Below are 12,800 nucleotides of genomic sequence, written 5' to 3' on the forward strand. Positions count from 1 at the left end.
TCCAGTAGCAAATTTGACCTGTTATGGGAGGAGTTATGCGTCTGGATCGTCTTACTAATAAATTCCAGCTTGCTCTCGCCGATGCCCAGTCTCTCGCACTGGGGCACGACAACCAATTTATCGAACCTCTTCATTTAATGAGCGCCTTGCTGAATCAGGAAGGGGGATCGGTACGTCCTTTACTTACGTCTGCTGGCATTAATGCTGGCGAGCTGCGCACGGCTATCGATCAGGCACTGAGCCGTCTGCCACAGGTGGAAGGCACCGGTGGGGATGTTCAGCCTTCTCAGGATCTGGTGCGCGTGCTGAATCTTTGCGACAAGCTGGCGCAAAAACGTGGGGACAACTTTATCTCGTCGGAACTCTTTGTTCTGGCGGCGCTTGAATCACGCGGTACGCTGACCGATCTGCTGAAATCATCCGGTGCGACAACCGCCAGTGTGACTCAGGCGATTGAAAAAATGCGTGGAGGTGAAAGCGTGAACGATCAGGGAGCCGAAGACCAACGTCAGGCTTTGAAGAAATATACGGTCGATCTGACTGAGCGTGCGGAACAAGGCAAGCTCGATCCAGTGATCGGTCGTGATGAAGAGATTCGCCGTACCATTCAGGTACTGCAGCGTCGTACCAAAAACAACCCGGTACTGATTGGGGAACCGGGCGTCGGTAAAACCGCCATCGTCGAAGGTCTGGCCCAGCGTATTGTTAACGGCGAAGTGCCGGAAGGGCTGAAAGGCCGCCGTGTGCTGGCGCTGGATATGGGTTCGCTGGTGGCGGGTGCAAAATACCGCGGTGAATTCGAAGAGCGTTTAAAAGGCGTGCTTAACGATCTGTCGAAACAGGAAGGGAATGTCATTCTGTTCATCGACGAATTGCACACTATGGTTGGTGCCGGTAAAGCCGATGGCGCAATGGACGCCGGGAATATGCTGAAACCGGCTCTGGCTCGCGGTGAACTGCACTGCGTCGGCGCAACTACGCTCGATGAGTATCGCCAGTACATTGAAAAAGACGCCGCGCTGGAACGTCGATTCCAGAAAGTGTTCGTGGCTGAACCGACGGTGGAAGACACCATCGCCATCTTGCGTGGTCTGAAAGAGCGCTATGAGTTGCATCACCACGTGCAGATTACGGACCCGGCGATTGTGGCGGCTGCCACATTGTCTCATCGCTATATCGCTGACAGACAACTGCCGGATAAAGCCATTGACCTGATTGATGAAGCGGCATCCAGCATTCGCATGCAGATAGACTCGAAACCGGAAGAGCTCGACAGACTCGACCGCAGGATCATTCAGCTCAAGCTTGAACAGCAGGCGCTGAAGAAAGAGTCTGATGAGGCGAGTAAAAAACGTCTGGATATGCTCAATGAGGAGCTGGACGACAAAGAGCGTCAGTATTCCGAATTAGAAGAAGAGTGGAAAGCTGAGAAAGCGTCGCTTTCGGGCACCCAGACGATCAAGGCTGAGCTTGAGCAGGCGAAAATTGCCATTGAGCAGGCGCGTCGCGTGGGCGACCTGGCGCGTATGTCTGAGCTGCAGTACGGTAAAATTCCGGAACTGGAAAAACAGCTGGAGATGGCGACGCAGTCAGAAGGCAAAACCATGCGTCTGCTGCGTAATAAAGTGACGGATGTGGAAATCGCCGACGTGCTGGCGCGCTGGACGGGGATCCCGGTTGCCCGCATGCTGGAAGGTGAACGCGAAAAACTGCTGCGGATGGAACATGATCTCCATCACCGTGTCATCGGCCAGGATGAAGCCGTCGAAGCGGTATCGAATGCGATTCGTCGTAGCCGCGCGGGTTTGTCCGATCCTAATCGTCCGATTGGTTCGTTCCTGTTCCTGGGGCCGACCGGTGTGGGTAAGACCGAACTGTGTAAAACTCTGGCGAACTTTATGTTCGATAGCGACGACGCGATGGTGCGTATCGATATGTCCGAGTTTATGGAGAAACACTCCGTCTCGCGTCTGGTCGGTGCGCCTCCAGGATATGTCGGATATGAAGAAGGGGGTTACCTGACTGAAGCGGTTCGTCGTCGTCCTTATTCCGTCATCTTGTTAGATGAAGTGGAAAAAGCGCATCCGGATGTTTTCAACATCTTGCTGCAGGTTCTGGACGATGGTCGTCTGACTGACGGGCAGGGGAGAACGGTCGATTTCCGCAACACCGTGGTGATCATGACCTCCAACCTGGGTTCCGATTTGATTCAGGAACGTTTCGGCGAGTTGGATTACGGTCATATGAAAGATCTGGTGCTGGGCGTGGTTAGCCATAGCTTCCGTCCGGAGTTCATTAACCGTATCGATGAAGTTGTTGTGTTCCACCCGCTTGGGGAAAAACACATTGCTTCTATCGCGCAGATTCAGTTGCAGCGTTTGTATAAACGTCTCGAAGAGCGTGGGTACGAGATCCATATCTCCGACGACGCGCTGAAACTGTTGAGTGCGAATGGTTACGATCCGGTTTACGGGGCGCGTCCTCTGAAACGTGCTATCCAGCAGCAGATCGAAAACCCACTGGCACAGCAAATCCTTTCCGGGGAGCTGATTCCAGGGAAAGTCATTCGTCTCGAAGTGAACGAAGACCGAATTGTGGCCGTGCAGTAATTCACAAAACCTGAAAAACGAGCCCTCCGGGGCTCGTTTTTGTTTAAAAACCAGGCGAAACTCAATGTCTGGGATATGATTTGCCTGGAAAGTGAGCAGTCAGTCATTATTTTCTGATTTACACTTGCAGCCTCAGAATAACTCCCTATAATGCGCCTCCACTGACACGGAACAACGGCACGCAAGCCGCCGTAGCAGCAGGGGTTCAGCGATGAACGCCGACAGAGAAAAGCGAAATTAAACGCTTGACTCTGAATGAGGAAAACGTATTATACGGGACCTCGCAACGGTGAGCGAAAGCCGCGTTGCACTGCTCTTTAACAATTTATCAGACAATCTGTGTGGGCACTCAAAGTGACATGGATTCTAAACGTCGAAAGACGCTAAATGAATACCAAAGTCTCTGAGTGAACATACGTAATTCATTACGAAGTTTAATTCACGAGCATCAAACTTAAATTGAAGAGTTTGATCATGGCTCAGATTGAACGCTGGCGGCAGGCCTAACACATGCAAGTCGAGCGGTAGCACAGAGAGCTTGCTCTCCGGGTGACGAGCGGCGGACGGGTGAGTAATGTCTGGGAAACTGCCTGATGGAGGGGGATAACTACTGGAAACGGTAGCTAATACCGCATAACGTCGCAAGACCAAAGAGGGGGACCTTCGGGCCTCTTGCCATCAGATGTGCCCAGATGGGATTAGCTAGTAGGTGGGGTAATGGCTCACCTAGGCGACGATCCCTAGCTGGTCTGAGAGGATGACCAGCCACACTGGAACTGAGACACGGTCCAGACTCCTACGGGAGGCAGCAGTGGGGAATATTGCACAATGGGCGCAAGCCTGATGCAGCCATGCCGCGTGTATGAAGAAGGCCTTCGGGTTGTAAAGTACTTTCAGCGAGGAGGAAGGCATTGTGGTTAATAACCACAGTGATTGACGTTACTCGCAGAAGAAGCACCGGCTAACTCCGTGCCAGCAGCCGCGGTAATACGGAGGGTGCAAGCGTTAATCGGAATTACTGGGCGTAAAGCGCACGCAGGCGGTCTGTCAAGTCGGATGTGAAATCCCCGGGCTCAACCTGGGAACTGCATTCGAAACTGGCAGGCTAGAGTCTTGTAGAGGGGGGTAGAATTCCAGGTGTAGCGGTGAAATGCGTAGAGATCTGGAGGAATACCGGTGGCGAAGGCGGCCCCCTGGACAAAGACTGACGCTCAGGTGCGAAAGCGTGGGGAGCAAACAGGATTAGATACCCTGGTAGTCCACGCCGTAAACGATGTCGACTTGGAGGTTGTTCCCTTGAGGAGTGGCTTCCGGAGCTAACGCGTTAAGTCGACCGCCTGGGGAGTACGGCCGCAAGGTTAAAACTCAAATGAATTGACGGGGGCCCGCACAAGCGGTGGAGCATGTGGTTTAATTCGATGCAACGCGAAGAACCTTACCTACTCTTGACATCCAGAGAACTTAGCAGAGATGCTTTGGTGCCTTCGGGAACTCTGAGACAGGTGCTGCATGGCTGTCGTCAGCTCGTGTTGTGAAATGTTGGGTTAAGTCCCGCAACGAGCGCAACCCTTATCCTTTGTTGCCAGCGGTTCGGCCGGGAACTCAAAGGAGACTGCCAGTGATAAACTGGAGGAAGGTGGGGATGACGTCAAGTCATCATGGCCCTTACGAGTAGGGCTACACACGTGCTACAATGGCGCATACAAAGAGAAGCGACCTCGCGAGAGCAAGCGGACCTCATAAAGTGCGTCGTAGTCCGGATTGGAGTCTGCAACTCGACTCCATGAAGTCGGAATCGCTAGTAATCGTAGATCAGAATGCTACGGTGAATACGTTCCCGGGCCTTGTACACACCGCCCGTCACACCATGGGAGTGGGTTGCAAAAGAAGTAGGTAGCTTAACCTTCGGGAGGGCGCTTACCACTTTGTGATTCATGACTGGGGTGAAGTCGTAACAAGGTAACCGTAGGGGAACCTGCGGTTGGATCACCTCCTTACCTGAAAGAACCTGCCTTTGTAGTGTCCACACAGATTGTCTGATGAAAAGTAAATAGCAAGGCGTCTTGCGATTGAGACTTACACGTCCCCTTCGTCTAGAGGCCCAGGACACCGCCCTTTCACGGCGGTAACAGGGGTTCGAATCCCCTAGGGGACGCCACTTGCTGGTTTGTGAGTGAAAGTCACCTGCCTTAATATCTCAAAACTGACTCTCGAGTCATGTTTGAGATATTTGCTCTTTAAAAATCTGGATCAAGCTGAAAATTGAAACGACACGCTGCGTCTGTTCTCCGTAATAAGAACAGAATGACGGTGTGTTCGAGTCTCTCAAATTTTCGCAACACGAGATGTTTTACGAAACATCTTCGGGTTGTGAGGTTAAGCGACTAAGCGTACACGGTGGATGCCCTGGCAGTCAGAGGCGATGAAGGGCGTGCTAATCTGCGATAAGCGTCGGCGAGGTGATATGAACCTTTGACCCGGCGATACCCGAATGGGGAAACCCAGTGTGTTTCGACACACTATCATGTCATGAATACATAGTGGCATGAGGCGAACCGGGGGAACTGAAACATCTAAGTACCCCGAGGAAAAGAAATCAACCGAGATTCCCCCAGTAGCGGCGAGCGAACGGGGAGGAGCCCAGAGTCTGAATCAGCGCGTGTGTTAGTGGAACGGTCTGGAAAGTCCGACGGTACAGGGTGATAGTCCCGTACACAAAAATGCACACGCTGTGAACTCGAAGAGTAGGGCGGGACACGTGGTATCCTGTCTGAATATGGGGGGACCATCCTCCAAGGCTAAATACTCCTGACTGACCGATAGTGAACCAGTACCGTGAGGGAAAGGCGAAAAGAACCCCGGCGAGGGGAGTGAAAAAGAACCTGAAACCGTGTACGTACAAGCAGTGGGAGCCTCTTTATGGGGTGACTGCGTACCTTTTGTATAATGGGTCAGCGACTTATATTCTGTAGCAAGGTTAACCGTATAGGGGAGCCGAAGGGAAACCGAGTCTTAACTGGGCGTTAAGTTGCAGGGTATAGACCCGAAACCCGGTGATCTAGCCATGGGCAGGTTGAAGGTTGGGTAACACTAACTGGAGGACCGAACCGACTAATGTTGAAAAATTAGCGGATGACTTGTGGCTGGGGGTGAAAGGCCAATCAAACCGGGAGATAGCTGGTTCTCCCCGAAAGCTATTTAGGTAGCGCCTCGTGAACTCATCTTCGGGGGTAGAGCACTGTTTCGGCTAGGGGGCCATCCCGGCTTACCAACCCGATGCAAACTACGAATACCGAAGAATGTTATCACGGGAGACACACGGCGGGTGCTAACGTCCGTCGTGAAGAGGGAAACAACCCAGACCGCCAGCTAAGGTCCCAAAGTCATGGTTAAGTGGGAAACGATGTGGGAAGGCACAGACAGCCAGGATGTTGGCTTAGAAGCAGCCATCATTTAAAGAAAGCGTAATAGCTCACTGGTCGAGTCGGCCTGCGCGGAAGATGTAACGGGGCTAAACCATGCACCGAAGCTGCGGCAGCGACGCTTATGCGTTGTTGGGTAGGGGAGCGTTCTGTAAGCCGTTGAAGGTGTCCTGTGAGGGATGCTGGAGGTATCAGAAGTGCGAATGCTGACATAAGTAACGATAAAGCGGGTGAAAAGCCCGCTCGCCGGAAGACCAAGGGTTCCTGTCCAACGTTAATCGGGGCAGGGTGAGTCGACCCCTAAGGCGAGGCCGAAAGGCGTAGTCGATGGGAAACAGGTTAATATTCCTGTACTCGGTGTTACTGCGAAGGGGGGACGGAGAAGGCTATGTTAGCCGGGCGACGGTTGTCCCGGTTTAAGCATGTAGGCGGAAGGTTTAGGTAAATCCGGACCTTTTTTAACGCTGAGGTGTGATGACGAGGCACTACGGTGCTGAAGTAACAAATGCCCTGCTTCCAGGAAAAGCCTCTAAGCATCAGGTAACATCAAATCGTACCCCAAACCGACACAGGTGGTCAGGTAGAGAATACCAAGGCGCTTGAGAGAACTCGGGTGAAGGAACTAGGCAAAATGGTGCCGTAACTTCGGGAGAAGGCACGCTGGTGTGTAGGTGAAGTCCCTGCGGACGGAGCTGAAACCAGTCGAAGATACCAGCTGGCTGCAACTGTTTATTAAAAACACAGCACTGTGCAAACACGAAAGTGGACGTATACGGTGTGACGCCTGCCCGGTGCCGGAAGGTTAATTGATGGGGTTAGCTGTAAGGCGAAGCTCTTGATCGAAGCCCCGGTAAACGGCGGCCGTAACTATAACGGTCCTAAGGTAGCGAAATTCCTTGTCGGGTAAGTTCCGACCTGCACGAATGGCGTAATGATGGCCAGGCTGTCTCCACCCGAGACTCAGTGAAATTGAACTCGCTGTGAAGATGCAGTGTACCCGCGGCAAGACGGAAAGACCCCGTGAACCTTTACTATAGCTTGACACTGAACACTGGTCCTTGATGTGTAGGATAGGTGGGAGGCTTTGAAGCGTGGACGCCAGTCTGCGTGGAGCCGACCTTGAAATACCACCCTTTAATGGCTGGTGTTCTAACGTAGACCCGTAATCCGGGTTGCGGACAGTGTCTGGTGGGTAGTTTGACTGGGGCGGTCTCCTCCTAAAGAGTAACGGAGGAGCACGAAGGTTAGCTAATCCTGGTCGGACATCAGGAGGTTAGTGCAATGGCATAAGCTAGCTTGACTGCGAGAGTGACGGCTCGAGCAGGTGCGAAAGCAGGTCATAGTGATCCGGTGGTTCTGAATGGAAGGGCCATCGCTCAACGGATAAAAGGTACTCCGGGGATAACAGGCTGATACCGCCCAAGAGTTCATATCGACGGCGGTGTTTGGCACCTCGATGTCGGCTCATCACATCCTGGGGCTGAAGTAGGTCCCAAGGGTACGGCTGTTCGCCGTTTAAAGTGGTACGCGAGCTGGGTTTAGAACGTCGTGAGACAGTTCGGTCCCTATCTGCCGTGGGCGCTGGAGAATTGAGGGGGGCTGCTCCTAGTACGAGAGGACCGGAGTGGACGCATCACTGGTGTTCGGGTTGTCATGCCAATGGCATTGCCCGGTAGCTAAATGCGGAAAAGATAAGTGCTGAAAGCATCTAAGCACGAAACTTGCCCCGAGATGAGTTCTCCCTGACCCTTTAAGGGTCCTGAAGGAACGTTGAAGACTACGACGTTGATAGGCTGGGTGTGTAAGTGCAGCGATGTATTGAGCTAACCAGTACTAATGAACCGTGAGGCTTAACCTTACAACGCCGAAGATGTTTTGGCGAAAGCAGAGACGAGATTTTCAGCCTGATAACAGATTAATCAACCGGCCAAAGCGGGTTGATAAACAGAATTTGCCTGGCGGCTTTAGCGCGGTGGTCCCACCTGACCCCATGCCGAACTCAGAAGTGAAACGCCGTAGCGCCGATGGTAGTGTGGGGTCTCCCCATGTGAGAGTAGGGAACTGCCAGGCATCAAATAAGTGAAGAGGCCATCCGGAAGGATGGCCTTTTTGCGTTTTTGTCGTTAAATACCATTCCTCGAACTCCTCCTAATCGCTTATCCTGCTAAGTAAATGTGTGATGTAAATCACAATGTTAAATATAACAAAAATATAACATTTCATTTACTAAATGATTGGGGCATTCAGCGCCCAACACGCTTAAGTCTTATGGCAGGAGCACAGTAAAATGGCCGAAAGCATCACATCGAACGGGACGCTGGCTGACAGTGATACCCGACGCAGGGTATGGGCGATCGTCAGTGCCTCATCGGGTAATCTGGTCGAATGGTTCGACTTCTACGTTTACTCATTTTGTTCCCTCTATTTTGCCCATATCTTTTTCCCGTCCGGAAACACCACGACTCAATTGCTGCAAACCGCAGGGGTATTTGCTGCCGGATTCCTGATGCGCCCGATTGGCGGCTGGCTGTTTGGCCGTATTGCAGACCGGCAGGGGCGTAAAACCTCCATGCTGATCTCCGTTTGCATGATGTGTCTGGGATCGCTGGTGATCGCCTGTCTGCCAGGGTATGACACTATCGGTACATGGGCACCCGCACTGTTGCTGTTGGCTCGTTTGTTCCAGGGGCTCTCCGTCGGTGGGGAATACGGTACAAGCGCGACGTATATGAGTGAAGTCGCCGTTGAAGGACGTAAAGGTTTTTACGCTTCCTTCCAGTATGTCACTTTGATCGGCGGACAACTGCTGGCCATTCTGGTGGTCGTTGTTCTGCAGCAAATCCTGACCGATGAACAGTTACATGCCTGGGGATGGCGAATTCCGTTCGCGATGGGGGCCGTTCTGGCTGTCGTCGCGTTGTGGCTGCGTCGTCAACTGGATGAAACCTCGCAAAAAGAGGTGAGGGCACTGAAAGAAGCCGGATCGTTGAAAGGATTATGGCGTAACCGGAAAGCCTTTGTGATGGTATTAGGGTTTACCGCTGGCGGTTCCCTGAGTTTCTACACCTTCACGACGTACATGCAGAAGTATCTGGTCAACACCACCGGGATGCACGCGAATGTGGCCAGTGTTGTTATGACTGCCGCACTGTTTGTGTTTATGCTCATTCAGCCATTGATCGGTGCGCTGTCAGACAGAATTGGGCGGCGGACATCAATGCTTATCTTTGGCGGATTATCTGCCCTTTGTACTGTCCCAATCCTGACCGCGCTGCAACACGTTTCCTCTCCCTATGCCGCTTTCGCACTCGTCATGGTGGCGATGGTGATCGTCAGTTTTTACACCTCGATCAGCGGAATATTAAAAGCAGAAATGTTCCCCGCTCAGGTCCGTGCGCTAGGTGTGGGATTGTCTTATGCCGTGGCGAATGCACTCTTTGGCGGCTCGGCGGAATATGTCGCGCTAACACTGAAGTCGGTCGGCAGTGAAAGCACCTTCTTCTGGTACGTCACTGTGATGGGCGTGCTCGCATTTATTGTCTCCCTGATGCTACACCGCAGAGGGAAAGGGATCCGTCTTTAATAGTGAGCCAGTTGCCACACCGCATAGCCGGTTGTGGCACCTGCGACATCCCAGGCAAAATCTTTCCAGCTCCAGCCGCTCCCCGCAGGGCGGCTATCCCATAACTCTTTTGACGCGCCAAGACTGACAGAGAACATGAGCATACAACATATGCAAAACAGGGATTTAAGGGCGTCCGGATTTGTTCGTTAAGTCGTTGATTAAAAAATATATTGTGATAATTAACGTTCGAATATGATCGCTCTTGTTTGCCCTGTTTCGGGTCACTGTGTATTGCAGTGTGTATTGCTTTTGTGTTTGCGAGGAAAGGAAATGGCAGCGGAAAATAAGCTGAGCGAGAAGCGATTAAAAAGCCTGCTGGGTAAGTCACTGGACAAACAGCAGATGATTTCCGACGGTCGCGGAATGTCGGCCAGGGTGAGTAAAAACGGGGCTATCAGCTTTGTGATGTTTTACCGGTTGGGTGGCAGGGATACCGCCCCGGTGTGGTTGACGCTGGGAAAATACCCGGATATGCCGCTGAAAATGGCGCGTGAGAAGCGCGACGAGTGCCGGACGTGGTTAGCGGAGGGGATCGACCCGCGCCACCGTATCGGCCTGATCACCGAGGAATCACAAAGGCCGGTCACCGTAAAAGATGCGCTGGAATACTGGCTGGAGTATTACGCCAAACCGAAGCGGCGCACCTGGGAAATCTGCGAACAGCGATTTGAACGCTACATTTACCGCCGTATTGGTGATGTGCCATTAACGCTGTGCACGGCTGCTATGTGGGTGAAGTGCTTCGATGAAGTGAGAAAAACAGCGCCGGTGGCCGCCGGGCATACTTTCCGCGACGTGAAGCAAGCCCTTAAATTTTGCCGGGTACGCCGTTACGCCATTTCCAATGAGCTGGAGGATTTTACCGTTATGGATATGGGGGAGCGTGCGAAAAAAAGAGATCGCGTGCTCACCGCTGACGAAGTGCGCGATGTTTGGTATTGGGCGAACGTCGAGGAAGGCAACGACAAATTAACCCCCTTAAACCGGGTAACGCTGGTTATTTTGATGGTGTTTGGCTGCCGTGGCCGCGAGTTGCGGGAATCCACCTGGAGCGAGTGGGATTTTGAAAACTGGATCTGGACGGTACCCAAAGAGCACAGCAAAAACGGGCGTGAGATTACTCGACCGGTGCCGCCGCAGATCAGGCAGTGGCTTGTTAACCTTCGGGCCATTGCTGAGGAGGAAGGGACCGAACGATTATTAAACGGCGATTTTGCAAAGCAAACCGTTATGAGCACGGTGGGATGCCGATTTTATCGCAAGTTCAAGCATGAAAAACCGTGGAGTCTGCATGACCTGCGCCGCGTTCTGGCAACCAACTTGAATGATATGGGGGTAGATCCTCATGTTGTCGAGCAACTGCTGGGGCATGCCTTGCCGGGTGTTATGGGTATTTATAACCGCAGCCAGTACATGGTTGCCAAGCTCGACGCGCTAACCCGCTGGGTGGATTACCTGAATGGGCTGATTGAGCCTTTAAAATTGAGGGCGGCATGATGTTTAAATTTATGAGCAAAGAGGAGCTGGAGTTAATGCCGGAGTTAGACCGGGTGATCCGTGAGCCGGAATGTTTCTGGATGACTGGCATTCCTGCATCTACTCGCGCCTTTATGGAGAAGCGGGGGGAGTTTCCTAAACACCTTATTCTCGGGCCTAAAATCTGCGCCTGGCGGCTTTCCGAAGTACAGGAATGGATAAAGACCAGGCCAACCAAATAAATTAAACCAATCAGCAAACAGAACCCACCAGACCGGTGGGTTTTTTTATGGGAAAAAATCAGATGAAAAAATATATCGAACCGACCGACGAACAGCGCCGCAATGTTCTCACCGCTTACGGCGTGCCATTTGATCGCATTATCCGGGAAAAAGAGCGCCGCCAGATTACCGCCGTCAGTCGTACAACAGCATGGGAGCTGGAGCAGGAAAGCGCCTACCCGCAGCGCCGAAAAATCGGCAAGGCTGGCACCGGCTGGCTGTTAAGTGATCTGCTTCACTGGATGCGCACGTTATCAGAATAAATCACCAAAAAATGAGGATTCCCACGACGATCGGATAACACAAAATATCGCCAAACAGCACAGTGACAGGAAAAAAAAGCCCCGTAATGGGGCTTTGCTTGATGGGTGCTTGATTCACTCAGCTAAACTTTTAGCCGAGTGAACTGCGCCGTTGCCGCAGTTAGATGCCGGGGTATACGGCACCGCCGCCGACCCCAGATAATGCTGGTGGTATAGTTAGCACACAAAATATGCAAAACCCTATTTATAAAGGTGGTTAAATATGCTTTTTTAACAGGGGGTTATATGCGCTATAGCTGCGAGATCGCCGGAATACATGCCGAAAATGAAGACGGTACAGAAAGAAAAAAAATTGTCCGTAAGTATCTCGATCCGGAGGGGGATCGATATGCAAAACCCGTATTAGTACGTGAAAAAAATAACCGGCACGATAAAAACGCCATTGCGGTTTACATTGTGGTTAATGGAATTTGGGATGATAAAAATCTGCAAATAGGTTATCTCGACCGCGAGACGGCTAAAGAAGTTGCTTATTTTTTGGATGCTGGTGGAAGGGTGAGTAATGTTGAGATCGGTCGAGTATGGTTGCCTGATAGCCCACATGCCAATCCTTATGTACATATACGATTTGAAACGAGCTGGAGCCAGGAAGATATTAATCATCAGCAGGAAGAAAAGCGCCGTATTGAACGCGAAAGAAGGGAGGCGCGAAGGCTGGCAAAATTGGAGGAAGAAGAACGCGCAGCGCGTGAGGAAGAACGGCGAAGGGCCGAGCCTGTAGGGATGAAAGCCGTTGGTGAGGTTTACGGAATAGGGCCATACATCTGGCTTATCGTGATCATCTTCCTGATAATTTGTTACTCATTATCATAAGACAAGGCCGGGGAATCCCGGCCTTTTTCTTACTCCGCATCCTGCTTTTTACGGCGCTGGCGTCGCTTTATCTCACCCTGCATTGCAGTAACGATAAATTGCCCGGTTGTTTCACCTTCCAGCTTTACATCCTCCATACCTTCTACAACTTCATGAGGTACTCGTGAGGCTAATTGTGTTGATTTGTTATTGCTTCTACCCGTTGCCATGTCTAGCTCCTAATCAATCAGGTGCTAACCACTATAGCAGAA

7 protein-coding genes, 1 tRNA gene, 3 rRNA genes and 1 pseudogene are annotated in these 12,800 nt (G+C 51.9%); 10 read left to right on the forward strand and 2 right to left on the reverse strand.

What is annotated here, in order from left to right; all coding sequences use genetic code 11:
• Positions 1-35 precede the first annotated feature (35 nt).
• The 6 genes from clpB (at position 36) to AC3WS9_RS05720 (ending at position 9,614) form a co-directional block, all read left to right on the forward strand.
• Positions 36-2,609: an ATP-dependent chaperone ClpB gene (clpB, locus tag AC3WS9_RS05695; RefSeq protein ID WP_282494242.1), complete on the forward strand. Its 2,574-nt coding sequence runs from the start codon at positions 36-38 to the stop codon at positions 2,607-2,609.
• Between the two features lie 456 nt (positions 2,610-3,065).
• Positions 3,066-4,606 (forward strand): 16S ribosomal RNA (locus tag AC3WS9_RS05700).
• A gap of 85 nt (positions 4,607-4,691) precedes the next feature.
• Positions 4,692-4,767: transfer RNA gene (locus AC3WS9_RS05705), tRNA-Glu, on the forward strand.
• A gap of 216 nt (positions 4,768-4,983) precedes the next feature.
• Positions 4,984-7,889 (forward strand): 23S ribosomal RNA (locus AC3WS9_RS05710).
• Positions 7,890-7,985: 96 nt separating this feature from the next.
• A 5S ribosomal RNA gene (gene rrf / locus AC3WS9_RS05715) occupies positions 7,986-8,101 on the forward strand.
• Together the 16S, 23S and 5S rRNA genes with 1 tRNA gene alongside form the textbook arrangement of a ribosomal RNA operon.
• A gap of 217 nt (positions 8,102-8,318) precedes the next feature.
• The gene (locus AC3WS9_RS05720; RefSeq protein WP_282494143.1) at positions 8,319-9,614 is read left to right on the forward strand and encodes an MFS transporter; all 1,296 of its coding nucleotides are present in this window, start codon (positions 8,319-8,321) and stop codon (positions 9,612-9,614) included.
• Here AC3WS9_RS05720 and AC3WS9_RS05725 read toward each other — a convergent pair.
• Positions 9,611-9,754: pseudogene (locus tag AC3WS9_RS05725) on the reverse strand (YfiM family lipoprotein); the annotation flags it as partial. The gene AC3WS9_RS05720 and the pseudogene AC3WS9_RS05725 sit on opposite strands and share 4 nt — an antisense overlap.
• Positions 9,755-9,926: 172 nt before the next feature.
• Here AC3WS9_RS05725 and AC3WS9_RS05730 point away from each other — a divergent pair.
• From AC3WS9_RS05730 to AC3WS9_RS05745, 4 genes are all read left to right on the forward strand, one after another.
• On the forward strand, positions 9,927-11,153 hold the full coding sequence (locus AC3WS9_RS05730) for a tyrosine-type recombinase/integrase (protein ID WP_492487227.1): 1,227 nt from the start codon (positions 9,927-9,929) through the stop codon (positions 11,151-11,153).
• Positions 11,150-11,374 carry a helix-turn-helix transcriptional regulator gene (locus AC3WS9_RS05735; RefSeq protein ID WP_492487229.1) on the forward strand — a complete coding sequence of 75 codons (225 nt, stop codon included), beginning with the start codon at positions 11,150-11,152 and terminating at the stop codon, positions 11,372-11,374. The genes AC3WS9_RS05730 and AC3WS9_RS05735 overlap by 4 nt, the downstream gene beginning before the upstream one ends.
• 47 nt (positions 11,375-11,421) lie before the next feature.
• A complete protein-coding gene (locus AC3WS9_RS05740) occupies positions 11,422-11,676 on the forward strand; it encodes a helix-turn-helix transcriptional regulator (RefSeq protein WP_492487231.1) in 255 nt (84 codons plus the stop codon).
• Positions 11,677-11,961: 285 nt separating this feature from the next.
• Positions 11,962-12,549: an HIRAN domain-containing protein gene (locus AC3WS9_RS05745; protein WP_492487233.1), complete on the forward strand. Its 588-nt coding sequence runs from the start codon at positions 11,962-11,964 to the stop codon at positions 12,547-12,549.
• Between the two features lie 29 nt (positions 12,550-12,578).
• Here AC3WS9_RS05745 and AC3WS9_RS05750 read toward each other — a convergent pair whose 3' ends face one another.
• Entirely contained in the window at positions 12,579-12,758 is a 180-nt protein-coding gene (locus AC3WS9_RS05750; RefSeq protein WP_492487234.1) for a YlcI/YnfO family protein, read from the reverse strand.
• Between the last annotated feature and the right edge of the window lie 42 nt (positions 12,759-12,800).

It is taken from the genome of Lelliottia sp. EB106-05-01-XG201, from assembly GCF_058791735.1.

What these genes read in the sequence shown, in the direction of transcription:
- clpB (WP_282494242.1), top strand. Translation starts at nt 36, where the DNA reads ATGCGTCTGGATCGTCTTACTAATAAATTCCAGCTTGCTCTCGCCGAT.
- AC3WS9_RS05720 (WP_282494143.1), top strand. Translation starts at nt 8,319, where the DNA reads ATGGCCGAAAGCATCACATCGAACGGGACGCTGGCTGACAGTGATACC.
- AC3WS9_RS05730 (WP_492487227.1), top strand. Translation starts at nt 9,927, where the DNA reads ATGGCAGCGGAAAATAAGCTGAGCGAGAAGCGATTAAAAAGCCTGCTG.
- AC3WS9_RS05735 (WP_492487229.1), top strand. Translation starts at nt 11,150, where the DNA reads ATGATGTTTAAATTTATGAGCAAAGAGGAGCTGGAGTTAATGCCGGAG.
- AC3WS9_RS05740 (WP_492487231.1), top strand. Translation starts at nt 11,422, where the DNA reads ATGGGAAAAAATCAGATGAAAAAATATATCGAACCGACCGACGAACAG.
- AC3WS9_RS05745 (WP_492487233.1), top strand. Translation starts at nt 11,962, where the DNA reads ATGCGCTATAGCTGCGAGATCGCCGGAATACATGCCGAAAATGAAGAC.
- AC3WS9_RS05750 (WP_492487234.1), bottom strand. Translation starts at nt 12,758, where the DNA reads ATGGCAACGGGTAGAAGCAATAACAAATCAACACAATTAGCCTCACGA.